Origin of the sequence: Amycolatopsis australiensis (genome assembly GCF_900119165.1) — a bacterium.
Taxonomy (GTDB): domain Bacteria; phylum Actinomycetota; class Actinomycetes; order Mycobacteriales; family Pseudonocardiaceae; genus Amycolatopsis; species Amycolatopsis australiensis.
Map to the genome: position 1 here is coordinate 5,826,076 of NZ_FPJG01000006.1, position 24,137 is coordinate 5,850,212.

Annotated in this window: 17 protein-coding genes and 2 pseudogenes; 9 read left to right on the forward strand and 10 right to left on the reverse strand. The window is 71.5% G+C overall.

The features are described from left to right. Positions 1–262: 262 nt before the first annotated feature. Both BT341_RS28480 and BT341_RS28485 read right to left on the reverse strand, forming a co-directional pair. Positions 263–2,062 (reverse strand): sugar phosphate isomerase/epimerase and 4-hydroxyphenylpyruvate domain-containing protein, encoded by a 1,800-nt coding sequence (locus tag BT341_RS28480; RefSeq protein WP_072479203.1) that lies wholly within the window; start codon positions 2,060–2,062, stop codon positions 263–265. Beyond that, positions 2,052–2,900: a shikimate dehydrogenase gene (locus tag BT341_RS28485; protein ID WP_072479204.1), complete on the reverse strand. Its 849-nt coding sequence runs from the start codon at positions 2,898–2,900 to the stop codon at positions 2,052–2,054. The genes BT341_RS28480 and BT341_RS28485 overlap by 11 nt, the downstream gene beginning before the upstream one ends. A 113-nt stretch (positions 2,901–3,013) precedes the next feature. Here BT341_RS28485 and BT341_RS28490 point away from each other — a divergent pair, with 113 nt between their 5' ends. Continuing rightward, on the forward strand, positions 3,014–3,655 hold the full coding sequence (locus BT341_RS28490) for a TetR/AcrR family transcriptional regulator (RefSeq protein WP_072479205.1): 642 nt from the start codon (positions 3,014–3,016) through the stop codon (positions 3,653–3,655). A 116-nt stretch (positions 3,656–3,771) separates the two neighbouring features. Next, a complete protein-coding gene (locus tag BT341_RS28495; protein WP_072479206.1) occupies positions 3,772–5,091 on the forward strand; it encodes an MFS transporter in 1,320 nt (439 codons plus the stop codon). Positions 5,092–5,148: 57 nt separating this feature from the next. Here the strand turns inward: BT341_RS28495 and BT341_RS28500 are convergent, their stop codons facing one another. The 6 genes and pseudogenes from BT341_RS28500 to BT341_RS46755 all read right to left on the reverse strand — a co-directional run bounded on the left by BT341_RS28500 (position 5,149) and on the right by BT341_RS46755 (position 12,884). Further along, entirely contained in the window at positions 5,149–7,251 is a 2,103-nt protein-coding gene (locus BT341_RS28500) for a (Fe-S)-binding protein (protein ID WP_072479207.1), read from the reverse strand. Between the two features lie 31 nt (positions 7,252–7,282). After that, positions 7,283–7,735 carry a hypothetical protein gene (locus BT341_RS28505; protein ID WP_072479208.1) on the reverse strand — a complete coding sequence of 151 codons (453 nt, stop codon included), beginning with the start codon at positions 7,733–7,735 and terminating at the stop codon, positions 7,283–7,285. A gap of 202 nt (positions 7,736–7,937) precedes the next feature. Beyond that, entirely contained in the window at positions 7,938–10,040 is a 2,103-nt protein-coding gene (locus BT341_RS28510; protein ID WP_072479209.1) for a GGDEF domain-containing protein, read from the reverse strand. Between the two features lie 90 nt (positions 10,041–10,130). Continuing rightward, the gene (locus tag BT341_RS28515) at positions 10,131–11,228 is read right to left on the reverse strand and encodes an alpha/beta hydrolase (protein WP_072479210.1); all 1,098 of its coding nucleotides are present in this window, start codon (positions 11,226–11,228) and stop codon (positions 10,131–10,133) included. 72 nt (positions 11,229–11,300) lie between these two features. Next, positions 11,301–12,621 (reverse strand): annotated as a pseudogene (locus tag BT341_RS28520) (cytochrome P450). A gap of 80 nt (positions 12,622–12,701) precedes the next feature. Next, entirely contained in the window at positions 12,702–12,884 is a 183-nt protein-coding gene (locus BT341_RS46755) for a hypothetical protein (protein ID WP_245805403.1), read from the reverse strand. On the opposite strand from BT341_RS46755, the pseudogene BT341_RS28525 reads away from it, so the two are divergent. Continuing rightward, positions 12,808–13,561: pseudogene (locus tag BT341_RS28525) on the forward strand (SAM-dependent methyltransferase). The gene BT341_RS46755 and the pseudogene BT341_RS28525 overlap by 77 nt on opposite strands. Here BT341_RS28525 and BT341_RS28530 read toward each other — a convergent pair. Further along, positions 13,562–16,450: a glycoside hydrolase family 3 protein gene (locus tag BT341_RS28530; protein WP_245805132.1), complete on the reverse strand. Its 2,889-nt coding sequence runs from the start codon at positions 16,448–16,450 to the stop codon at positions 13,562–13,564. A gap of 386 nt (positions 16,451–16,836) precedes the next feature. Between BT341_RS28530 and BT341_RS28535 the strand changes: the two genes are divergently transcribed. From BT341_RS28535 to BT341_RS28555, 5 genes are read left to right on the forward strand one after another with little or no spacing between them, the layout of a single operon-like run. After that, on the forward strand, positions 16,837–17,844 hold the full coding sequence (locus BT341_RS28535; RefSeq protein WP_072479212.1) for a LacI family DNA-binding transcriptional regulator: 1,008 nt from the start codon (positions 16,837–16,839) through the stop codon (positions 17,842–17,844). 34 nt (positions 17,845–17,878) lie between these two features. Then, complete coding sequence (locus tag BT341_RS28540) at positions 17,879–19,120, forward strand: sugar ABC transporter substrate-binding protein (RefSeq protein WP_072479213.1); 1,242 nt, start codon at positions 17,879–17,881, stop codon at positions 19,118–19,120. Next, positions 19,117–20,058, forward strand: a complete 942-nt coding sequence (locus BT341_RS28545; RefSeq protein ID WP_072479214.1) for a carbohydrate ABC transporter permease — start codon at positions 19,117–19,119, stop codon at positions 20,056–20,058. The genes BT341_RS28540 and BT341_RS28545 overlap by 4 nt, the downstream gene beginning before the upstream one ends. After that, positions 20,055–20,870, forward strand: a complete 816-nt coding sequence (locus BT341_RS28550; protein ID WP_072479215.1) for a carbohydrate ABC transporter permease — start codon at positions 20,055–20,057, stop codon at positions 20,868–20,870. Before BT341_RS28545 ends, BT341_RS28550 begins: the two co-directional genes overlap by 4 nt. 9 nt (positions 20,871–20,879) lie before the next feature. After that, positions 20,880–22,886: a glycoside hydrolase family 31 protein gene (locus BT341_RS28555; RefSeq protein WP_072479216.1), complete on the forward strand. Its 2,007-nt coding sequence runs from the start codon at positions 20,880–20,882 to the stop codon at positions 22,884–22,886. Between the two features lie 104 nt (positions 22,887–22,990). Here the strand turns inward: BT341_RS28555 and BT341_RS28560 are convergent, their stop codons facing one another. After that, positions 22,991–23,548 (reverse strand): YceI family protein, encoded by a 558-nt coding sequence (locus tag BT341_RS28560; RefSeq protein ID WP_072479217.1) that lies wholly within the window; start codon positions 23,546–23,548, stop codon positions 22,991–22,993. Between the two features lie 107 nt (positions 23,549–23,655). Here BT341_RS28560 and BT341_RS28565 point away from each other — a divergent pair, with 107 nt between their 5' ends. Then, positions 23,656–24,132, forward strand: coding sequence for a MarR family winged helix-turn-helix transcriptional regulator (locus BT341_RS28565; RefSeq protein ID WP_072479218.1), 477 nt, complete (start codon positions 23,656–23,658; stop codon positions 24,130–24,132). Positions 24,133–24,137 lie beyond the last annotated feature (5 nt).

The window sequence follows — 24,137 nt, forward strand, 5'->3', positions numbered from 1 at the left end:
CGCCCCAAATGGTGTAGACCAATGTTGGGGTTAGAGTGGTACGTACCACAGGCGCTGTCAAGGCGGTTGCCGGAACGTTGTAAACGCATGCGGGCTGTAGCCGGGCGGTTACGCCGACCGGGCGGGGTGCGGCAGATGTCGTCCGAATAGGAAGGTGTCCCGGGCGTTTTTCACCGCTGGGGAACCGGAATTCCGCGCGCCCGCGAGCGTGCGGCGCGCCGAAAACCGCCCCGGGAAAGGCTTCCCGGGGCGGTGAGGGCGATCAGGCGGGCGTTTTCACCGGTGGGACCGCGTGTCGCCGGGCGCGGTGGGCGGCCATCCGCACCGGCGCGTTGGCCACGCCGAAGCCGCGGTACCCGCCGATCCGCTGCACCACCTCGAAGAACACCCGCGCCCCGGCCAGCGCGGTGTAGAAGTGCAGGAACTCGCCTTCGGCGTCCCGGTCGTAGAGCACCGAACGCTCCCGCAGCGCGGCCAGCCGCGACGGCGGCAGGTCCAGCCGGGCTTCGAGGTCGTCGTAGTAGTTGCCCGGGATGTCCAGCAGCGGGGCACCCGCCGCCCGCATCGCCGCGGCCGCGGCCAGTGCGTCCGTGCAGGCGAACGCCACGTGCTGCGGTTCGCGGACCGCCGGCGCCCATTCGCCGCGGCGCACCACGGCGGCCTCCAGCGTCAGCCGGACCTCCCCCGCCGCCACCGCGCGGCTGCGCAGCAGCCCGAACGGCGCCGCGAACTCCGTCACCGGCGACGGCGTCAGCCCGAACACCGAGCGGTAGAACAGCGCCGCCTCCTCGAAGTGGTCGAACGGCTGCGTGAGCGCCACGTGATCGATTCCGACGATCCCGGCGCCGCCGGCCGTTTCCCCGGTCGGGACGAAGTCGTCGCGCCAGTCGTCGCCGCAGAGGAACACCTGCGTGCCGTCCGGCGCCGCGACCGACGCCAGGTCCGCTTCGCGCGGGCCGCGCGCCCGCGGCAGGACCGGCGCGCACAGCGCTTCCGCCCGGCGCGCCGAGCGGGCCGGATCGGTACTGGCCAGCGCGACCGCGCCGACGGCACCGTGCGCCGCGCCGCCTTCGTTGACCACCACCCGGGCCTCGCCCTGCTCCCACAGCTCGACCGGCTTGGTGCGGTGCAGGCCGGTGCGCGCGAAGCCGAGCGAAGCCAGCACCCTGCCCGCACCCGGATCGGTCACCACCTCGGCGAACGCGTGCCCGGTCAGCGCCGGCGCGGCCGGCAGGTCCAGGACGCCGAGCGATTCCTTCAGTGCGAGCAGCGAGCGCATCGCGTCGCGAGCGGCCAGACGCGGGTCGGCCTGGCGGAAGACGTCGTTGAAGACCTCCAGCGACAGCGGCCCGCGGTAGCCCGCGGCGAGCACGTGGCCGGTGAACGCCGTCAGGTCGAACTCGCCCTGGCCGGGGAAGAGCCGGTGGTGGCGGCTCCACGGCAGGACGTCCATCGGCAGCTTCGGCGCGTCGGCCAGCTGCAGGAAGAAGATCTTGTCCCCGGGGATCGCGCGGATCGGCGCCGGGTCGTGGCCCTTCGACAGGATGTGGAAGCTGTCCAGGCACACGCCGAGCGCGGGATGCGCGGCCCGGCGGACGATGCGCCACGCGTGTTCGTAGCCGCTCACGTGCCGCCCCCAGGCGAGCGCTTCGTAGGCGACCCGCATCCCGCGCTGCTGCGCGAGATCGGCCATGGCGCGCAGCTGTTCGGCGGCCAGCTCGTCGTCGTCGATCGCGTCCGGCGAGACCGACGAGCAGACCAGCACGGTGTCCGTGCCCAGTTCGGCCATGACGTCGAACTTGTGCCGGGCCCGGCGCAGGTTGGCCGCGTGGACGTCCGGCGGCACCGCCTCGAAGTCGCGGAACGGCTGGTAGAGGTCGATCGACAGGCCGAGATCGGCACAGCGGCGGCGGATTTCCGCCGGGCTCGACGGCGAGACGACCAGGTCGTTCTCGAACAGCTCGACGCCGTCGAACCCGGCCGCGGCGGCCGCGGCGAGCTTGTCTTCGAGAGTGCCGGAAAGGCAGACGGTGGCGATCGCGGTACGCGGTTCAGGCGGCACGGGCGGCCTCCCCGCCGAGGGTGCCGAAGTGCCGCAGCATCCGCGCCGGATCCGGGTCGGCGCCGGTGAACAGCCGGAACGACTCGGCGGCCTGCAGCACGACCATGCCGCCGCCGTCCAGCACCCGGCAGCCACGGGCGCGGGCGGCGGCCAGCAGCGCGGTCTCCAGCGGCCGGTAGACGATGTCGGCCACCCACAGCCGCGGGTGCAGCAGCTCCGCGGGCACCGGTGAACCGGGGTGGGCGGCCATCCCGGTCGGGGTGGCGTGGACCAGGCCGTCGGCGTGCGCGATGACGTCCAGGCCGCCGGTTTCCGCGCGGGCCGCGCCGAACCGCGTCCGCAGCGCTTCGACGAGCTTCGCGCTTCGCGTGCGGTCGACGTCGTGGACGGTCAGCCTGCCGGTGCCGAGCGACAGCAGCGCATGCGCGACGGCCGCGCCCGCTCCCCCGGCGCCGAGCAGGACGACTTCCTCCATCCGGACGTCCGGCAGGCCGCGGGTGAGGCTGCGGGCGAAGCCGGTGGCGTCGGTGTTGTGCCCGATCGCCCGGCCATCCCGGAAGACGACGGTGTTGACCGCGCCGAGCGCGGCGGCTTCGGGCGCCAGCTCGTCGAGGTGCGGCAGCACGGCCTGCTTGGCCGGGTGGGTGACGTTGAGCCCGTCGAAGCCGGCGAGCCGGGCGGCGGCCAGCACGTCCGCGACCGGGCGGCGCAGCACGTCGAGGTCCAGCAGGCGGTAGACGTAGCGCAGGCCGAGCTCGTCGGCCTCCCGCTCGTGCAGGGCCGGGCTGGCCGACGGCCCGATGCCCGAGCCGACGAGTCCGATCAGGTAGCTGGTCACGCCGCGTCCTCCGGATTAATGTACGAACTAGTACGTTCACGTTAGCGCGGCTGCCGCCCCGGCGGAAGGGCTGGGCTAGAGTGAGGCGGTCGACCAGCAGCGGAGGGAGCCCGGTGGCCGCACCATCGCCGGAGGCCGAGCGCCTGCGCGACAAGGAACGCACCCGCGCCGACATCCTCGCCGTGGCCACGCGGGAATTCGCGGACAAGGGCTACACCGGCGCCCGCGTCGACGAGATCGCCGCCCGCACGAGCACCACCAAGCGGATGATCTACTACTACTTCGGCGGCAAGGAACAGCTGTACATCGCCGTGCTGGAGCAGGCGTACTCCGCGATCCGCGCCCTGGAGCGGCAGCTCGACGTCGAGCACCTCGAGCCGGAGGACGCGCTGCGGCGGCTGGCCGCGCTGACGTTCGACCACCACGAAGCGAACCCCGACTTCATCCGGCTCGTGAGCATCGAGAACATCCACCGCGCGGAGCACCTGCAGCAGTCGGCGATCCTGGCCGGGCTGGCCGACCCGGCACTGGGCGGGCTCGCCCGCATCCTGGAGCGCGGACACGCGGCCGGCCGGTTCCGCGCCGGCGTCGACCCGCTCGACATCCACATGGTGATCAGCTCGTTCTGCGTCTTCCGGCTGGCGAACCGCCACACGTTCCAGGCGATCTTCGGCCGCGACCTGCTGGACCCGGACCGGCGCGAGCACTACCGCACGATGCTCGGCGACCTGGTGATCGACTACCTGACGGCCTGAAATCCGCCTCTTGACACCCGGGCTCCGGTCTCGCAGTCTCTATTAACTAACTAGACCGTACATTGCTTCCCCGCCGACTCTGAGCAACGAAGCACGGACGTCAGGAGCTCATCCCCGTGACCGGATCGATGCCCCGCAAGGCGGCGCTGGCCGCCTGGATCGGCAGCGCGCTCGAGTACTACGACTTCTTCATCTACGGCACCGCCGCCGCGCTGGTGTTCAACAAGGTCTTCTTCCCCGCCTCCTCCCCCGCCACCGGCACCCTCCTGGCGCTGGCCACCTTCGGGGTCGGCTACCTCGCCCGGCCGGTCGGCGCGTTCGTCCTCGGGCACGTCGGCGACCGCTTCGGCCGCAAGCGGGTCCTCGTCTTCACCCTCCTGCTGATGGGCGTCGCGACCTTCTGCGTCGGCTGCCTGCCGACGTACGCCGGCGTCGGCGTCCTCGCGCCCGTCCTGCTCGTCGTCCTGCGGCTGCTGCAAGGGCTTTCCGCCGCCGGCGAGCAGGCCGGCGCCAACTCCATGTCGCTCGAACACGCCCCGGAACGGCGGCGCGCGTACTTCACCAGCTTCACCCTCAGCGGCACGCAGGCCGGGCAGATCCTGGCCACCGCGATCTTCCTCCCGGTCGCCGCCCTGCCGGCCGGCGAGCTGCTGACCTGGGGCTGGCGGGTGCCGTTCTGGTGCAGCGCGCTGGTCGTGGTGGTCGGGTTCGTCATCCGCCGCCGGCTCGACGAAACACCCGTGTTCGAACGCACCGAGGTCGCCAAGCTGCCGGTCGCCGTCCTCTTCCGCGACCACTGGGCGGACGTCCTGCGTGTCGTCGTCGCGGCGACGATCGCCTCCGTCAGCACCATCTTCACCGTCTACGCGCTCAGCTACGCGGTCAACACGATCGGCCTCGCGCGCACCCCGATGCTGTGGGTCGGCGTGCTCGCGAACATCGTCGCGCTGGCGGCGATCCCGCTGCTGGCGGGCCTGGCCGACCGGGTCGGGCGCAAGCCGGTGTTCATCGCCGGCTGCCTCGCCTGCGGCGTGCTGATCTTCCCGTACCTGTGGTCGATCTCGATCGGCTCGTACGCGCTGCTGTTCGTGCTCGGGATCGTGCTGTTCGGCGTGGCGTACTCCGGCGTCAACGGCGTCTGGCCGGCGCTGTACGGCGAGATGTTCAGTGCCCGCGTCCGGCTTTCGGGCATGGCCATCGGGACGCAGATCGGGTTCGCGGTGGCCGGTTTCGCGCCGAGCGTGGTGGCCGCGATCGGCTCGGCCAAGCAGGACTGGCTCGGCGTCGCGATCTTCACCGCGACGGTGTGCGTGGTGGCCGCGGCCGCGGCGGCGACGGCTCGCGAGACCTACCGGGTGCCGACCGCGCGCCTCGGGAGCAAGGCACCCGAGGCGTCGTCACCGTCCACTGTGGTCGCGTCCGCTGTGGACGGTTAGCGCCGCGGTCCCGGCGCGGGTGCCGAGCCGGAAGCCGGTGCCGGCCTCCTGCCCGGTTCACGGTTTCGGCGCGGCCGCCGGGGCCTTCACCCGCTCCAGCAGCAGCTGGGCGACGTCGCGGACGTCGACGTTCTCCGCCTGCTGCTCACTCTGGCGCTGGACCAGGCCGTCGGTGAGCATCACGCGGCAGAACGGGCAGCCGGTCACGATCGTCTCCGCGTCGGTCGCGATCGCCTCGTCCACGCGCTCCAGGTTGATGCGCTTGCCGATCTGCTCCTCCATCCACATCCGCGCGCCGCCGGCGCCGCAGCAGAGCGCGCGGTCGGCGTGGCGGGGCATCTCGGTCAGCTGCGCCCCGGTCGCGCCGACCAGCTCGCGCGGCGGTGTGTAGACCTTGTTGTGGCGGCCCAGGTAGCAGGGGTCGTGGTAGGTGACGCGCGGGCCGCCCTCCTCGACGGGCTTGACCGGCGTCAGCTGCCCGCCCCGGACCAGGCGGTTGAGCAGCTGCGTGTGGTGCACGACCTCGTAGTGCCCGTCCAGCTGCGGGTACTCGCGGCCGAGGGTGTTGAGGCAGTGCGGGCACGTCGTGACGATCTTGCGCAGCCGCGGCTCGCGGCCTTCGAACACGGCGTTGAGCGTCTCGGCGGTCTGCTGCGCCATCATCTGGAAGAGGAACTCGTTGCCCGCGCGGCGCGCCGGGTCGCCGGTGCAGGACTCCTCGGTGCCGAGCACGACGTACTTCACTCCGGCGATGTGCAGCAGCTCGGCCGTGGCACGCACGGTCTTGCGGGCGTTGTCGTCGAACGCGCCGGCGCAGCCGACCCAGTAGACGTATTCGACGTCTTCGGCCAGCTCGCCGTCGAACACCGGGACGTCGAAGCCGATGTCCTTCGTCCAGGCCAGCCGCTCGGAGTTGTTCTGGCCCCACGGGTTGCCCTTGGTCTCCAGGTTCTTGAACAGCCCGCCCAGCTCGGTCGGGAACGCCGACTCGATCATCACCTGGTAGCGGCGCATGTCGACGATGTGGTCGACGTGCTCGATGTCCACCGGGCACTGCTCGACGCACGCCCCGCAGGTGGTGCAGGACCACAGGACGTCGGGATCGATGACACCGCCGTCGGCCTCCGGGCCGACGAGCGGGCGGCCGTCGTCGTGCTCCTCGCCGGCGATGATGTAGGGCGCCTCCTCGAACATGTTGTCGCGGAGGTTCATGATGACGAGCTTCGGCGAGAGCGGCTTGCCGGTGTTCCACGCCGGGCACTGCGACTGGCAGCGGCCGCATTCGGTGCACGTGGCGAAGTCCAGCATGCCCTTCCACGTGAAGTCGTGGATCTTGCCGCGGCCGAACGTGTCGTCCTCGCCCGGGTCCTCGAAGTCGATCGGCTTGCCGCCGGACTCCATCGGCAGCAGCGGGCCGAGCGCGTCCGGCAGCCGCTTCGCCGTGACGTTGACCGGCGCCAGGAAGATGTGCAGGTGCTTGGAGTACAGCACGATCGACAGGAACACCAGCATGACGCCGATGTGCAGCAGCAGGCCGACGGTCTCGAGCACCTCGGTGGCGGAGTGCCCCAGCGGCTCGAGGAGGTTCCCGACGCCGAGCGAGACGTACGCGCCCGAGTGGTACGGGAAGTTGCCCGACGCCGCCGACGAGCCGCGGAAGAGGAACATCGTCCAGACGACGTTGAAGATCATCGCCAGGATCAGCCACGCGCCGCCGGTGTGCGAGCCGTAGAACCGCGACGCGCGCTGCTTGCGCTCGGGCGCCTGCCGGATCCGGATCACCGTGAACACGCCCAGCGAGACGGCCACGGCCACGGCGATGAAGTCCTGCAGGAAGCCGAGCACCGCCCAGTGGCCGATCCACGGGATGGCGAACTTCTCGTCGAACAGGGCGCCGTACGCCTCGAGGTACACCGAGGCGAGGATGACGAAGCCCCAGAACGTGAAGAAGTGCGCGAGGCCGGGCACCGACCACTTGAGCAGCTTGCGCTGGCCGAACACTTCGCGCAGGTGCGCGGACACGCGGCGGCCGAGCTCGCCCGACCGCTTGGTGTCCGGCTGGCCCGCCTTGATCAGCCGGTACAGGAAGGCCACGCGCCGTCCGGCGACGGCGAGGCCGACGACGGTCATGAGCAGGCCGAGGATGAGACGAACGAGCACGAGTCCTCCGCGTCGTGATGGAAGGACCGGCTCAGTGCGAGCCGGTGTAGTACCGGCACGCCTTGCACGCGTACCGCATCTTCGCGACCCGCCAGTGTTTCCGGTACAGATCGGGGTCGGGCGAGCGCCGGACGCCGAGGCGCTGGTAGCGCCCGGGCCGCCGGCCGGTTTCGTACTGCTCGGTCGCGCGGCCGAGGTGGGCGCGCCGCAGCACGCACCCCCGCGTCCGGCAGCGGCCGAGCGCGCTGCGGCAGAACCGGTGCAGCAGCACCAGGTCGGGGGCGGCGGTCCCGTCCCCGGCGATCACTTCCTCGACCACGCCGTAGCCGGGGTGGCCGGCCGGCCCGGCCAGCCGCACGGGCAGCCCGCAGTACTGGCAGGTGAGCGTGCAGGACAGGCAGCCCGCGATGTGCCGCAGCCGCAGTGCGCGCCGGTCTTCCTGGCGCCGGTCGCCGGAACGGGGTCCTCGGACGGGCGACGCCATGGGGCCTCCTCCGGCGACTGTGATCGGCACCACTGTCTACTGGAGGGTAATGAGGAGGTCACGGGGTGCGACAGGACCGAACGGCGCAGTTCCGTTGCGCTGTTCGGCGTAAAAATCGCGGCAAGGATCACCTTACTGTCCGCAGAACGGGCAGCCGGGCGCCCGAAAGCGGACATCCGGTGCAGCAGCAGAACCGGCCGCCTCAGCAGGAAGGCAGGTCACCCGGCAGGTCGCTGAACAACGGCCCCGACAACCGGTCCGCACCCCGGTCGCGCCACCATTCCGCATCGTCGCGGCGCGCCACTCCGGTCACGCCGACCTCCGCACCCGCCAGGTGGACCGCGTCGATCAGCGCCGGCAGGGAGGCCGTCAGCAACGGGTGCTCGCGGCGGGCCACCAGCTCCGGCGCCAGGCGCACCGCGCGGGCCGGCAGCTCGGTCAGGCACGTCACGTCGGCCAGGCCGTGGATCTCCGCCGGCACGCCGATTTCCGCCAGCACCTTGAGGTTGTCCGCCGCGTCGCCGGCGGGTGCCAGCAGTGCCGCCGCCGGGAAGCCCGGCCGCACGCGGTCCGGTTCCCAGCCCGTGGCCCGCAGCACCTCGCGGATCTCGCCGACCAGCTCGGGGTCGGCGGCCTGCTGCGGGGTGAGCTCGACGGTCAGCGGCACGGCGGCGCCCGCCGCGGCCAGCCGCTCGGCCGCCGTGCGCAGGAGCCAGGTGCCCAGCGGCAGCGCCAGCCCCGTCTCCGCCGCCAGCCGCACGCAGGTTTCGTGCGTGAGCACACCTTCGGACGGGTGCCGCCAGCGCAGCCGGGCCTCGGCACCGCGCAGGGAACCGTCGGCCGCGGACACCAGCGGCCGGAAGCCGGCCTCGATTTCGCCGTTCTCCCACGCTCCCGCCATCGCCGCCGCGAGGGCGAAGTCGTGGCGGTCGCGGCGGTCCAGCTCCCGGTCGAACAGGCCCCACTGGTTGCCGGCCCGCTGGACGCGCCGCAGCGTCAGGTCCGACGCGCGCAGCAGCTCCGCCGGCGTGATGTCGCGCGGCGGCCGGTGGACGACGCCGATGCTCGCCGACACCGCCACTCCGCGCTGCCCGTCGACGTACTCGGGTTCCGCGAGCTCGTGGGTGATGCGGCGGACGAGCGTCACCACGTCCGGCGTGTCCGCGGTGTTCTGCACGACCACGCCGAACTCGTCGCCGCCGAGACGCGCCACGAGCGCGTTCTCCCCGTCGAAGACCGCCTTCAGCTTCGCCGCGACCGCGCGCAGCACGCGGTCGCCCAGGTCCTGGCCGAGCCCGCCGGTGATCTGCGAGAACCCGTCCACGTCGAGGTGGAACAGCGTGCTGCCGCGGGCCGGGTCGGCGTCGCGCAGCAGGTTCTCCAGGCGGGTGCTGAAGAACTGCCGGTTCGGCAGGCCGGTCAGCACGTCGTGCAGGGCCTGGTGGGACAGCCGCCGCTGCAGCAGCGACACCTCGGTGTCGTCGTCGACGATCGTGATCAGCTGCCGGGGCGTGCCGACGGCGTCGCGGATCACCGACGCGGCGAACGTCGCCCACATCGGCTCGCCGTCCTTGCCGACCAGGCGGCGGCCGACGCGCAGCCGGTGCAGCTTGCCGGCCACCAGGTCGCGGTAGGCGTCCCGCAGCTGGTCCGCCTCGTCCGGGTGAACCAGGTCGAACAGCGTCAGCGTGGCGATCTCGGCGGGCGTGCGGTTGAGCGTCTTGGCGAGCGCCGCGTTGGCCCGCAGCACCCGGCCGTCCAGCTCGGTGAGCGCGACGCCGCTGGCCGAGCCGGCGAACACCTCCTCGAACTGGGCCCGGGTGATGATCTGCTTCTGCCGCGTCTCCTGCTCGACTTTCAGCAGCGCGCGGCTCAGGCCCTCCTGCCGCTTCTGGATGTCTTCGCGCAGCGCCTCGCCGTAGCCGGAGCTGAACGCCCCGAGCACCAGCACGACCCGCTCGGCGAGCCCGTCGACGCGGCGCAGCTCCGGTTCGCGCAGCAGCGCCTTGCCGAGGATTTCCAGGCTGCGGCGCAGGCTGTCCGTGCCGACGCAGCGCAGCTCGACGAGCCGTCCGCCCGCGGCGGCGGCCTCGTCCAGGTCCGGCGGGTCGCTCGCGACCGCCTCGAACAGCGCACCGGCGAGCACCGCCAGCTCGCGTTCGATCTCTTCGGGCGTGTGCGGCAGATAAGCCGTGGTGCTGATCAGGTAACCCCATTTGCGCGCGAGCGTGCCGAGCCGTCTCGCCGCACGTTCGGCGGACGGCTTTCTCGGCGGGACATCGCCGTGGGGACGGGGAGCAGTCACGTCAGCCTGTCCTGGGTTCCACGCACACACTCCGGCTCGGGCAACCGATATATCTTGGCGCGAAATGGTGTCCGGCGCACGAAACAGTATTCATCCAATCGAGTGATAACCCTGCGGAGTCACGCCCACGCGCTCGCGCAGCCACGACCGGGTGGCGTCACGGTATTCCGCCGCGTTTTCGTGCAACGCCACGGAATGACCGGCACCCGGCAGGACGTACATCGACAGATTCGACGGGTCGGCGTAATACGGTGCCTCCTGGGCCCGGAGCACACCGGCGTCCGAACAGTCACGCAGCGCGAGCAGCCCGCAGAAAAGCACGTCCTTTTCGCCCACCACCTGGAAAACCGGTGCGGTGATTCCCTTCGTCGCCGGCAGCACGATCCCGAACACCGCGACCGTGCCCATCCCCGGCACCGAAACCTGGTCCTTGGCCGCCTCGCCGGCGGCGATCACCGCCGGATCGGAATCGCCCGCGGCGTAGAACAACCCGGCTCGCGCACCCGGTTTCGTCGTGAAGTACAGCGGGTCACTGCCCAGCCGGCCGAGCTGCCCGTCGAGCAGCGCAGGCTGCAGGCCGAGCGCCGCGCCGACGGCCAGCACCGGCAGGTGCGTGATGCCGGTCAGCACCACGCCGTCGACGTCGTGGTAGGACGACGCCTCCACGGCGACGACGCCGGACCCGACCGAGTGACCCACGATCACGACCTTCGCGAACCGCACCCCGCCGACGTGCCCGGCGCGCAGGTGGCCGACCACCTCGTGCATCGCCTCGGCCGCCGCCCGGACTGACAGAAGCAGGCTCAGCGGGCGGCTGCTGCGCCCGGCGCCGAGCTGGTCGGCGGCGAAGGTCGCGTAGCCGTGTGCGGCCATGTCGCGCTGGTAGGAATAACGCTCCGGCCGGTACGGCAGGTCCCAGTACGCGCTGTTGTACGTCCCGCCGTGCACGAGCAACTGGACGGTGTCCGGCACATCGGTGCCCGACCCGGACGTGGCAGGCAGGCACGGCCGGCCGTGCACGGTCGCGGGCGCGCCCGGCACCGGCGGCGGCAGCCCGGGACCGGTGACCGGCAGGTCCGTGTCGGTGCAGGAGATCGCGGCGGCCTCGGCGGGCATCGCCGCGGTCAGCAAGGCGAGCAGCACGCCACCGGCGAACAACGCCGCCGTCACCTTGACCGGCACTCTCACGCCGCACTCCCTCTGGACTCGGACAGGTGAAAGGACCCCGGAACACTACACCTCGTAGCCGGACGGGCACCGTCAGGTCCGGCGCGGCACCACCGTCATCGGCAGCCGGTTCGGCTGCATCGTGGCCTTGAGCTGCGCGCGGACCTGCTTACCGGGCACGGGAACCAGCCGCCACCGCACGCCGATCGTCGCGGCGACGATGCCGATCTCCGTCGGCGCGAACACGTGCCCGGGACACAGGCGCGCACCGGCGCCGAACGGGATGTAGGCGCCTTTCGGCAGTTCCGCAGTCTCCTCCGGCGTCCAGCGGTCCGGGTCGAACCGGTCCGGATCGGGGAACCAGCGCGGGTCCCGGTGCAGGGTGTGCTGGCTGACCGCCACCTCGCTGCCCGCCGGGATCCGCACGCCGCCCAGTTCGACGTCTTCGCGGGCGCGGCGCATGAGGATCAGCGGCGGGGTGCGGCGGACGATCTCGTTGACGATCCGGTGCGTGTACACCAGGTCCGGCAGGTCGTCGAAGCGCGCGGGCCTGCCGCCGAGGACCTCGTCGACCTCCGCGTGGAAGCGGCGTTCGACGTCCGGGTGCCGCCCCAGTTCGTGGAAGAACCAGGCCAGCGCGACAGCGGTGGTCTCGGCGCCGGTGGTGAGGATCGTGATGACCTCGTCGTGCACCTGCCGGTCGGTCATGCCTTCGCCGGTGTCCTCGTCGCGCGCCAGCAGCAGCATGGACAGCAGGTCGCCGTGGTCGGCTCCCCGCTCCCGCGCGGCGACGACGGTCTCGCCGATCACCTCGCGCAGCCGCGCGGCGGCGGCGTCGAACTTCCGGTTCGGCGGAATCGGCAGTCTCTCCACGAATTTCGGAGAGAACGCCCGGATCAGCACGTATTTCAGCATGATCGGGATCGAGCGGCGGATCTCGGCGAGCACTTCGCCGCCGAGCGCGGTGAAGAACAGCGTCTGCCCGGCGATGGTGAGCACGAGGTCCTGCATCCGCCGGTCGAACTGGACGACTTCGCCGGGCTGCCACGAGCTCACCAGCTCGCCGGCCAGCTTCGTGATGGTGGTGTCGGCGTAGCCGGCGATCCGCGCGGCCGAACGCGGGCAGCACCAGGCGCCGCCGGCGGCGGTTCAGCTCGCCGTTCGAGGTGGCCAGGCCGTCGCCGAAGAGCGGGCGCATCTTGTCGAAGACCAGGCTCTTGTCGAACTTGTGGGCGTCGGTGGCCAGCACCCGCCAGGCCAGCTCCGGCGTGGTGACCACGTGCACCGGCAGCGACCCGAGCCGGAGTTCGACGACATCTCCGTACGCCGGAAGAGAAGTGAGGAGCTTCAGCGGGTCGCGCAGCAGCGAGCCGGTGTGCCCGAGCACGGGCAAGCGGCCGGGAACGTGCGGCATGGCCTCGCCTCCTCGTGACCGGACACCCTAACGGGGGCGCCGGGCCACCGGACGGGAGTCCGCACGAACGGCGGAGACCGCTACACTCCGCCACGCCGAGCGAGCGCGAGCGCGGGAGGTCCGGTGACCGGGGAGCCGAGCTGGGTACCGCCGGAGATCGACACCACGGTGCTGAACCCGGCGCGGGTGTACGACTTCTGGCTCGACGGCGACCACAACTTCGCCGCCGACCGCGCGCTCGGGGAGCAGATCCTCGAGATCATGCCGGGTGTGCGCGACGCGGCCCGGCTCAACCGGGCGTTCCTGCGCCGCGCGGCGAAGTTCATGGTCGACGCCGGCGTCCGGCAGTTCCTCGACGTCGGCTCCGGCATCCCGACCGTGGGCAACCTGCACGAGATCGTCCAGCAGGCCGACCCCGGCGTGCCGGGTGGTCTACGTCGACCGGGAGCCGGTGGCCGTGGCGCACAGCGAGCTGCTGCTGCGGGGCAACGACCGCTGCGCGGTGCTGCGGGCGGACCTGCGCGACGTCAACGACGTCTTCGAGGGCGCGGGCAAGCTGCTGGACCTCACCGAGCCGATCGGCGTGTTCATGTTGCTGCTGCTGCACTTCGTGCCGGACTCGTGGGACCCGGTGGACATCCTCGCCCGGTACCGCGACCGGCTGGCGCCGGGCAGCTTCCTCGCCGTCACGCACGTCGCGGCCGATTCCGGGTCGGAGCGGCTGGACGAAGCCGTCGAAGCGTACAAGAGCAACCAGGACACGCAGAACCGGCCGGTCCCCCGCACCCGTGACGAGGTGCTCCGCTTCTTCGACGGCTTCGAGCTGGTCGAGCCCGGCCTGGTCGGCTGCGCGATGTGGCGCCCCGAGGGCGCCGGCGACATGTCCGACGACCCGGCGATCAACACGCTGCCCCACGCCGGCGTCGGCCGCAAACCCTGATCACCGCAGGGAGAACGTCGCCAGGTTCACCGGCCCGTCGAACGTCAGGTAGACGTCGTGGCGGCCGGCCGCCTTCGCCAGGTCCGCCGTCACCGTCGTGTAGGCGTACCGGTCGCCGGTCGCCGGGACCGCGGCGGTGCCCAGGACGCGACCGGCCGGCGAGTCCAGGTGGACCGTGACGTGCGCGGGCTCCACTGTGGACACCGACGCGGTGAACCGCGTGGGCCCGTACAGCGCGACGTTCCGGAACGCCAGCCAGCTCCCGGCCACCGCCGCGACCGAAGTTCCCGACGTCTTCGCCGTGTCGGTCAGCGTCGTCCCGGAGTAGTCGTCGAAGTTCTGCGCCTGGGTCGGCCGGCTCAAGTCGCGCGGCGTGCTCCGCTCCCCCGGCACGTAGACCGGCTGCGGCGCGGAGAGTTCGGCAGCGTTGCGGCCCACCGAGAATTCGTGGAGCCCGGCCGCCACCACGGACCGCTCCTGCGCGACGTCCCACGTCGCCAGGTCGGCCACCGGCACCGACAACCGGACCGCCCGTGTCTCGTGCGGTGCCAGCGTCACGCGCGCGAAGTCCCGCAGCCGCTGGACCCCGGACTCCTTCGAGTAGAGCTGGACGACGTCGGTCCCGGTGCGGCCGCCGGTGTTCGTGACGTCGACGCTGACCTCGACCGCCGATCCGACGCGCGCGGCGCGCGGCGCGCCGTACCGGAAGCTCGTGTAGCTGAGCCCGTACCCGAAGGGGTAGAGCGGCTTTCCGCGGTAGTACTGGTAGGTCATCCCGGTCTTCGCGATGTCGTAGTCCAGGATGGACGGCAGGCCCGCGTCGGCGGCGTACCAGGTCTGGGTGAGCCGGCCGGCCGGGTCGACGTCGCCGAACAGCACGTCGGCCACGGCGTGCCCGGTCTCCTGACCCGCGTGGCTGGTCCACACGATCCCCGGCACGGACAGCGTGTCCCAGCCGGTCGTCGGGTAGCTGTTCTCCACCACCACGACGGTGTGCGGGTTCGCCTTCTGCACGGCCTCGATCAGCGCGCGCTGCGCGGGCGCCAGCTCGGTGCTCGTCCGGTCGTTCGCCTCCCGGCCGTTGATGAACGGCATGCTGCCGACCACGACGACGGCGGTGTCGGCGTCCTTGGCCGCGGCGACCGCGCTGCCGACGCCGCTGGTCAACACCTCGCGGCCGAACTTCGTCGCGTGCGCGGCGTCCGGGGCGGAAATCGTCAGCGTCCCGTCGGCGCCGACGACGGCGAACCGGTTGGGGCCGAACCACGGCTCGGCGACCTCGTTGCCCGCGTACTCGAGGACGTAGCTGCCGTCGGGCTGCGCGTCGAGCTTCAGCTGCTGCTGCACGAACCACCCGGAAGGCTGGTCGGCGTCGTTGACCAGCGCGCCGCCGGAGTAGCCGAGGAACTTGCCGTTCGCGGCCGCGCGCAGCGTGTTCTTGCCCGCGCCCCAGTCGTAGACGTCGAACGACTCCGCGGTGCCTGCCGTGGTGGGGCCCGCCGTCACCTTGCCGGCGGTGCCCGGTGCGGTCAGGTACCGGCCGGTGGCGAGGTCCTTGAGCGCGATCCGGTCGACGCCTTCGGACGACGTGACCGTGCCCGAAGCGCCCAGGCGTCCGGCGATGCCCTGCTTCGGCGTGACGCGGTACGGCATCGCGCCGCTGTACCAGTCCTCGTAGAGCGTGTCCGACAACGGGCCGACGACCGCGACCTTCTTGTTCCGGGCCGCGTCGAGCGGGAGCGCGTTCGCGTTGTTGCGCAGCAGCACGACCTGTTCGTCGGCGGCCTTGCGCGCCAGGGCCTGGTGTCCGGGCGAATTGATGACGGCCGGGGTGATGTCGGCGTACGGGTTGCGGCCGGGCGGGTCGAACTCGCCGAGCCGGAACCGCAGCGACAGCAGGTGCCGGTCGGCCTTCTCAACGTCGGCCATGGTCAGCAGGCCCTTGCCCAGTGCCTCTTTGACCGCGGCGACGGTGATCGAGCCGTTCGTGTCGTTGTCGGTGAAGCTGTCGAGGCCGGCCTTGATGGCCGCCGCGTCGGCTTCGGCCTTGGTGGTGTAGTACTTCTCGGAGTTGACCAGGTTGGAGGGCGCGCCGGCGTCGCTCACCACGGCGATGTCCTGCGGCGCCCACTTCCGCAGCAGGCCGCCGAGGTCCGGGCTCACCGTGTTCGGCCGCCCGTTGACCAGGTTGTACGACGGCATGACGGCGTTGGCCGCCCCGTTCTGCAGCGGGATCTTGAACGCCTGCTCGTCGTAGTCGTGCAGGATCTTCGGCGGCACCGAGGAGTTGCTCGTGTCGCGGTCGACCTCGTTGTTGTAGGCGAGGTAGTGCTTCAGCGTCGGGGCGGCCTGCAAGTAGCGCGGGTCGTCGCCCTGGATGCCGCGGCCGTACGCGGTCGCGAGCTCGCCGGTGAGGTGCGGGTCCTCGGAGTAGCCCTCTTCGTTGCGGCCCCAGCGCGGGTCGCGCAGCAGGTTCACCACCGGTGCCCACAGGTTGAGGCCCCACAGTGTCGGGTTGCGCGCGTTGAACCCGCGCGCCTCCTGGCCGACGGCCGCGCCGACCTGCTTGACCAGCGCCGGGTCCCACGTCGACGCCAGGCCGATGGCCTGCGGGAACACCGTGCCGTCGGCTTTGACGACGGCACCGTTGGCGTCGTAGTCCGTCGACCAGGCGACGCCGTGCAGCGCTTCGGTGCCGGTCTTGAACACGCCGATGCCCAGCCGCGGGATGGCCGGCTCGTACTGGTGCAGCAGCGAGATCTTCTCGTCCGCGGTGAGCCGCGAGAGCAGGTCGTCGATCCGCGTCGCCAGCGGCAGGGACGGATCGCGGAACGGCATCGGGGCGGCCGCGAGCGCCGACGCCGGGGCCAGCAGCAGGGTCGCGGTCACCACCGGGACGAGAGCACGGCGGAGCGGGGACTGGCGCACGGACGGCCTCCCGGGATCGTCGAATCGTTTCGACAGTGCGGCGCGGAACATTCGCGGGCGAAGGTGGGGATGGTGACGACTATTACAGCCGCGTGAGGGCGCGGTCAAGACTTCTTGGGAGCGCGCCCAGCCACCCCGGCGACCCTGCGAAACTGCGGGCTGAGCTGCTCGAAGATCCGTCATCAGCGGTGTTCGACACTTTCGACGCCGGCCCGGATCGTCGAATACGAATCGAATATCCGCGCGCGGCGAATTCCGCTTGTGTTTCCGGCGAACGTCACTTACCTTCGTGCCATCGTCGATGCGCTTCGACGACCGATCCCCTCCCCGTCCCCAGGAGGCCGCCCGTGGTCACGATCAACGACGTCGCCAACGCGGCGGGCGTGGCCCCCAGCACGGTGTCGTACGTGATCAGCGGCAAGCGCTCGATCTCGCCGAAGACGCGGCGGCTGGTCGAGGAGAGCATCCGCAAGCTCGGCTACCACCCGCACGCCGGGGCCAGGGCGCTGGCCAGCAGCAAGACCAACGTGCTGGCGCTCGTCGTGCCACTGCGCACGGACCTCAACGTCGCCGTGGTGATGCAGTTCGTCGCCGCGGCGGTCACCGCGGCCCGCGCGCACGACCACGACCTGCTCCTGCTCACCAAGGACGAAGGCCCCGCCGCGCTGCAGCGGGTGGCGTCGTCGGCGATCGCCGACGCCCTGATGGTGATGGACGTCGAAGCCGCCGACCCGCGGGTGCCGATGCTCATCGCGCTCGACCTGCCGGTGGTGCTCATCGGCGTGCCCGACCACCCGGCCGGGCTGAGCTGCGTCGACCTGGACTTCACCGCGGCCGGCTCGGCGTGCGTCGCGCACCTGGCTGACCTCGGCCACCGCTCGATCGGGCTGATCGGCCCGTCGCCCGCGGTCTACCGGCGCGGCACGAGCTACGCGACGCGGTTCCTGCGCGGGTTCGACGAAGCCGCGAAAAGCCGTGACGTGCGGGCGCAGTCCCGGGCGTGCGCCCATTCCTACGAAGCGGTGAGCGCCTGCCTCGACGACCTGCTCGCCGCCGACCCGAACCTGACCGGCCTGGTCGTGCACAACGAGGCCGTCCTGCCCGGGCTGCTGTCGGACCTGCGCCACCGCGGCCTGCGGGTGCCCGAGGACATCTCCGTCGTCGCGGTGTGCCCGGACGCCATGGCCGAGCAGCACGCGGTCGCGCTGACCACGGTCGCCATCCCGGCCGAGGAGGTCGGCGCGCAGGCCGTCGAGATGACCATGCGCCGGCTCGCCGGCCACACCACCCCGGAGGTCCGGCTGCTCGGGCCCCGCCTCACCCGGCGCGACAGCACCGCCGCGCCGCGCGCCTGACCCGGTTCTGCTCCACCGCCGAAGGAGAATCGCCATGTCCGTAGCCCGTCGCGCCCTCGTCCTGACCGCGGGTGCCGCGAGCGCCGCCCTGCTGGCCGCGTGCAGCCCGAGCCCGGCACCGTCCGCTTCGGACGGTGCCGGCGCCCCGGCCGCCACGTCCGTCACGGAGCTCGACTACTACGCCGACGAGCAGGGTTCCGCGGCGTGGCAGAAGATCCTCGACGCGTGCGCCGCGCAGACCGGGATCAAGATCCAGCGGCAGACCGTGCCGACCGCGCAGATGCTGCCCAAGGTGCTGCAGGGGGCCAGCTCGAAGACGCTGCCGAACCTGCTCTTCACCGACAACCCGACGTTGCAGCAGGTCGCCGCCACCGGCGCGCTGACCCCGCTGTCGGACTACGGCATCACCACCGACGGCTACTACCCGAGCATCGTCAAGGCCGGGACCTACCAGGACAAGCTCTACGGCGTGGCCCCCGGCGTCAACGGCCTCGCGCTCATCTACAACAAGGACCTCCTGGCGGCGGCGGGCGTCGAGCCACCGAAGACGTGGGACGAGCTGAAGGCCGCCGCGGCGAAGCTGACCAAGGACGGCAAGTACGGCCTGGCCTTCTCCGCGATCCCGTCCGAAGAGGGTACCTGGCAGTTCCTGCCGTTCTTCTGGAGCAACGGCGCCGAACTGTCCCAGCTGGACTCCCCGAAGGCCACCCAGGCCCTGCAGTACGTCACCGACCTGGTGAACTCCGGGTCGGCGTCGAAGTCCGTGGTGACCTGGAACCAGAACGACGTCGCCGACCAGTTCGTCGCGGGCAACGCCGCGATGATGGTCAACGGCTCGTGGAACCTGGCCCGGCTCGACGAGCAGAAGTCCCTGCACTACGGCGTGGTGCCGATCCCGGTGCCGCAGGCGGGCGGCAAGCCGGTGGTCGCGCTCGGCGGCGAGGTCGGCACGGTGCCGGTCACGAGCGGGCCCGCCCAGCAGGCCGCCGGCAAGGTGCTGTCCTGCATCCTCTCCGAGCCCACGATGCTGCAGTGGAGCAAGGCGCACGCCTACGTCCCGTCGAAGACGGCCGCGGCCGCGAAGTTCGGCGCGGAGCAGCCGGCGATGCAGGCGTTCGTCGACGAGGTCGGCACCGCCCGCTCCCGTACCGCCGAGCTCGGCGAGAAGTACCCGAAGGTGTCGCAGGCACTGGCCGACGCGCTGCAGGCGGCCCTGACCGGCAAGCAGCCGGCCGACCAGGCGCTGAAGGCCGCGCAGCAGGCGAGCGGGTCGTGACGCTGGTCGCCCCGGCCGGGGTCGCCGCGCCGGCCCGCAGCGGCCGGAAGTCCCGGCGGGACAACCGGTTCGCCGCGTGGGCGTTCCTGCTGCCGGCCCTGGCCTACATCGTCGTGTTCTTCGGCTATCCCCTGGTCGCGAACCTGGTGATGAGCACGCAGAACTACACGGTCAAGTCGTTCTACACCGGCGAAGCACCCTTTGTCGGCTTCGCGAACTACTCCGCCGTCCTGCACAACCCGCTGTTCGGCACGGCGGCGCTCAACACGGTGCTGTTCACGGCCGGCTCGCTGGTCTTCCAGTTCGCCATCGGCCTCGCGCTGGCGGTGTTCTTCAACGGCCGGTTCCTGGGCAGCGCGCTGCTGCGGTCCCTGCTCCTGCTGCCGTGGCTGCTCCCGCTCGTGGTGAGCGGCGCGGTCTGGCGGTGGATGTTCGACCAGGACCACGGCGTGCTGAACGCGGCCCTGCGGTTCGCCGGGATCGACGCGGTGCCGTGGCTGAGCAGCACGAGCTGGGCGCTGCCGGCGGTGATCCTCACCAACATCTGGGTCGGCATCCCGTTCAACCTGGTCATCCTGCACGGCGGGCTGCGCGCCATCCCCGCGTCGCTCTACGAAGCCGCGGCGCTGGACGGCGCGAACGCGTGGCAGCGGTTCCGCCACGTCACCTGGCCGCTGCTGCGGCCGGTCACCGGGATCGTGCTCATGCTCGGGCTGGTGTACACGATCAAGGTGTTCGACGTGATCATGGTCGTCACCGGCGGCGGCCCGGCCAACGCGACGCAGACGCTGACGACGTGGTCCTACCGGCTGTCCTTCCAGGACTTCGCGTTCGGCCAGGGCGCCGCGGTCGGCAACGTCCTGATCGTGGTGGCGACGGTGTTCGGGCTGCTGTACCTGCGCTCGGCGAAGGCGACACTGGCGGAGGCGGCGGCATGAAGACGTCGTCCTGGCCCCGCACCGTGTCCGGCGTGCTGATCGTCGCGGTGCTGCTGTTCCCGCTGTACTGGATGGTCAACGCCTCGCTGCAGCCGAGCGGCGCGCTGCTGGCCCCCGACCCGGCGTTCTTCCCGGCCGGCGGCACCCTCGACGGCTACCGCAAGGCGGTCTCCTCGCAGGGCCCGCACCTGCTCTCCAGCGTCGTCGTCGCGCTCGGCACCGTGCTCGTCTCGCTGCTCGTGGCCGCGCCCGCGTCCTACGCGCTGGCCCAGCTGAAGGTCCGCGGCGGTCCGGTGCTGGTGTTCGTGCTGCTCATCGTGCAGATGATCCCGGGCATCGTGATGGCCAACGCGCTGTACACGGTGTTCAGCAACCTCGGGCTGATCGACAACTACCTCGGGCTGGTGCTCGCGGACTCGACCGCGACCATTCCGTTCGCCGTGCTCCTGCTGCGCGCCTTCATGATCTCGGTGCCGAAGGAGCTCACCGAAGCGTCGCGAGTGGACGGTGCCGGGTACTGGCGCACGTTCGTCTCGATCATCCTCCCGGTCAGCCGCAACGCGCTGGTCACCGCCGGGCTGTTCGCCTTCCTGTTCGCCTGGGCGGACTTCCTGTTCGCCGTCACCCTCACCACCGGGCAGTCGTTCGAGCCCATCACGGTGGGCATCTACCGGTTCGTCGGCAACCAGTCCGCCGACTGGAACGGGATCATGGCCACCGCCGTCCTCGCCGCGATCCCCGCCGCCGTCCTGCTCGTCGTCGCCCAGCGCTACGTCGTCGCCGGGCTGACCAGCGGCGCCGTCAAAGACTAAGGAGACCGCTTGATCGCCACGACCGAAGACGGCCGCTCGCTGGAAGTGACCGTGCGGCACGAGGTGCTGCGCGTGGAGCCGTGGGGCACCGACAGCCTGCGGGTGCGGGCCGGACGGCACCGCATCCTCGACGACGTGCCGGGTGCGCTGCTGCCCGCGAAGCCGTCCGCCGCGACCGCGGAGGCCACCGAGCGGTCCGGGCGGGTGGTCAACGGCGCGCTCACCGCGATCGTCGAGATCGCCGACACCGACACCGGGATCGACGCGCAGCTGCGGTTCGTCCGCACGGACACCGGCGAGGAGCTGCTGGCCGAGCAGCGCGCGCACTTCTGGTGGCCGGGCGCGCGGCTGTTCATGCCGTCGCGCAACGACTACGGCCGGTTCGAGCAGCGGTTCACCGCGTACGAGGGCGAGAAGATCTACGGCCTCGGCCAGCACACGCACGGCCGGCTCGACCAGAAGGGCCTGGTGCTCGACCTGGTGCAGCGCAACGCCGAGGTGTCGGTGCCGTTCCTGCTCTCCAGCCGCGGCTACGGCTTCCTGTGGAACACCCCGGCGGTCGGCCGGGTCGAGCTGGCGGAGAACGGCACCCGCTGGGTCGCCGACGACGCCCGCCAGCTCGACTACTGGGTGACCACCGGCGACGGGCCGCGCGAGATCCTCGGCCACTACGCCGACGCGACCGGGCACCCACCGATGCTGCCGGAGTGGGCGGCCGGGTTCTGGCAGTCCAAGCTGCGCTACCGCACCCAGGACGAACTGCTGTCGGTGGCGCGCGAATACCACGCGCGCGGGCTGCCGCTGTCGGTGATCGTGGCGGACTTCTTCCACTGGACCCACCTCGGCGACTGGAAGTTCGACCCGGCCGAGTGGCCCGACCCGGCGGGGCTGGTGCGCGCGCTCGCGGAACTCGGCGTCAAGCTGATGGTGTCGGTGTGGCCGTCGGTGAGCCCGCTGTCGGAGAACTACCGCGAGCTGCACGAGCGGGGCCTGCTGGTCGCCGCGGAGAACGGCGTCCCGGCGCACGCGCCGTGGAAGGACAAGGGTTTCGGCGTCGAAATGCCGGTGGCGTTCTACGATCCGACCAACCCGGCGGCACGGGAGTTCGTCTGGGCGAAGGTCAAGCGGAACTACTACGACCTGGGCGTGCGCGCGTGGTGGCTGGACGGCGACGAGCCGGAGATCCAGCCCGGGCACCCGCACAACCTGGGCTTCCACGCGGGTCCGGGCGCGGAGGTGTTCAACCTCTACCCGCAGGCGAACGCGCAGACCTTCCACGACGGCATCCGCGCCGAAGGCGACGACGAGGTGGTGCTGCTGAGCCGGTCGGCGTGGGCGGGCAGCCAGCGGTTCGGCGCGGCGCTGTGGTCGGGTGACGTCCCGGCGACGTGGGAGTCGCTGCGGGCGCAGGTCCGGGCGGGGCTCAACGTGGCGGTGGCCGGCATCCCGTGGTGGACCACCGACATCGGCGGCTTCCACGGCGGTGACCCGGCGTCGCCGGAGTACCGCGAGCTGATGGTGCGCTGGTTCCAGTACGGGGTGTTCTGCCCGCTGTTCCGGCTGCACGGCTTCCGCGACCCGAGGACGGACTTCGGGCCGTCGATGACCGGCGGCCCCAACGAGGTCTGGTCGTTCGGCGACGCGGCGTACGAGTCGATCACCGAGTCGCTGCGGCTGCGGGACCGGCTGCGGCCCTACCTGATGACCCAGATGCGGGTGGCGCACGAGCAGGGCGTCCCCCCGATGCGGCCGCTGTTCGTCGACTTCCCGCGCGACGCGGCGGCGTGGGAGGTCGCCGACCAGTTCCTGCTGGGCCCGGACTTGCTGGTGGCACCGGTCCTGTCACCGGGAGCGACGTCCCGCCGCGTGTACCTGCCGGAGGGCGCGGCGTGGGCGGACGCGGTGACGGGCGCCCGCCACGACGGCGGCGGCTGGGTCGAGGCGGACGCACCGGCGGAGCGCATCCCGGTGTTCCTGCGGGACGGCGCCCGGCTCCCGATCACCGGTCGTGAGTGAGAAACAGTGTTCCGAGCCGGTTCCCGCTCCCGACCGCTGCCGGCGGAACGGCCTGCCCGCGGGTGAGCGGGAACCGGGGGCAGCCCGGTTCCCGCTCCCGGAAGTCAGGCGTTCTTGATCGCCGAGATCTCGAACTCCAGGGTGACCTTGTCGCTCACCAGCACGCCGCCGGTCTCGAGAGCGGCGTTCCAGGTGACGCCGAAGTCCTTGCGGTTGATCGTGGTCGAGCCCTCGAAGCCGATCCGGTCGTTGCCGAACGGGTCCTTCGCCGAGCCTTCGAACTCGAACGGGATGGTGACCGGGCGGGTGACACCCTTGATCGTCAGGTCGCCCGTCACGTCGAAGCTCGTGTCCCCGGTCTGCTTGATCCCGGTCGAGGTGAACGTGATCTGCGGGTACTCGTCCATCGACAGGAAGTCGTTGCCCTTGAGGTGGGCGTCGCGGTCGGCGTTGCGCGTGTCGATGCTGTGCGCCTGGATCGTGACCTGGACCGACGACTTCTCCGGGTTGTCCCCGTCGATCGTCGCGGTGCCGGCGAACTCGTTGAAGCTGCCGCGGACCTTGGTCACCATCGCGTGCCGGGCGACGAACCCGATCCGCGAGTGGGCGGCGTCCAGGGTGTACTCACCGGTCAGCTGGGGGTAAGTGGTCGCGCTGGTCATCGTTTCGCTTCATCTCCTCGTACTGGCGCCCCCAGGTGATTGAGGGTTCAACGACACTGTACCCGATTTGGCTGGTTGCGCAAGCAAGCTTTCGGTAGACTGCCGGTATGGGTGATCTGGCTCCGCTCGACGCGGGGGAAGCCGCGTTCTGGCGGTCGCTGATCCGGGTGACGACGATGCTGCCACGGGCGCTGGAAGACCAGTTCCTGCCGGAGACGGGCCTGACCGTCTCGGACTACGGCGTGCTCGTCGCGCTGTCCGAAGCACCCGGCCACCTGCTGCGCATCTCGGCGCTGGCGGCGACGACCGCGTTGTCGCTCAGCCGGATCAGCCGGGTGGTCGACGACCTCACCCGCCGCGGGCTGGTCGAGAAGCGCCGCTGCGCCGAAGACGGGCGCGCCTCCAACGCCGTGCTGACCGCGGCCGGATTGGCCAAACTGGAAGCGGCCTACCCGGGCCACCTGGCCCGCGTGCGGGCGTCGGTGTTCGACCGCCTGAGCGCCGAGGACGTCCGCGCGGCCGGGCCGGTGCTGGCCCGGCTGGCCGCGGCACTGGACACCACTGCCCCGACCGACGACTGCTGAGGACG

Excerpts from the sequence above, each read along its gene's own strand:
- BT341_RS28540 (WP_072479213.1), top strand. The coding sequence starts at position 17,879 with ATGTCCGTAGCCCGTCGCGCCCTCGTCCTGACCGCGGGTGCCGCGAGC.
- BT341_RS28505 (WP_072479208.1), bottom strand. The coding sequence starts at position 7,735 with ATGGCGTCGCCCGTCCGAGGACCCCGTTCCGGCGACCGGCGCCAGGAA.
- BT341_RS28565 (WP_072479218.1), top strand. The coding sequence starts at position 23,656 with ATGGGTGATCTGGCTCCGCTCGACGCGGGGGAAGCCGCGTTCTGGCGG.
- BT341_RS28550 (WP_072479215.1), top strand. The coding sequence starts at position 20,055 with ATGAAGACGTCGTCCTGGCCCCGCACCGTGTCCGGCGTGCTGATCGTC.
- BT341_RS46755 (WP_245805403.1), bottom strand. The coding sequence starts at position 12,884 with ATGATCTCGAGGATCTGCTCCCCGAGCGCGCGGTCGGCGGCGAAGTTG.
- BT341_RS28560 (WP_072479217.1), bottom strand. The coding sequence starts at position 23,548 with ATGACCAGCGCGACCACTTACCCCCAGCTGACCGGTGAGTACACCCTG.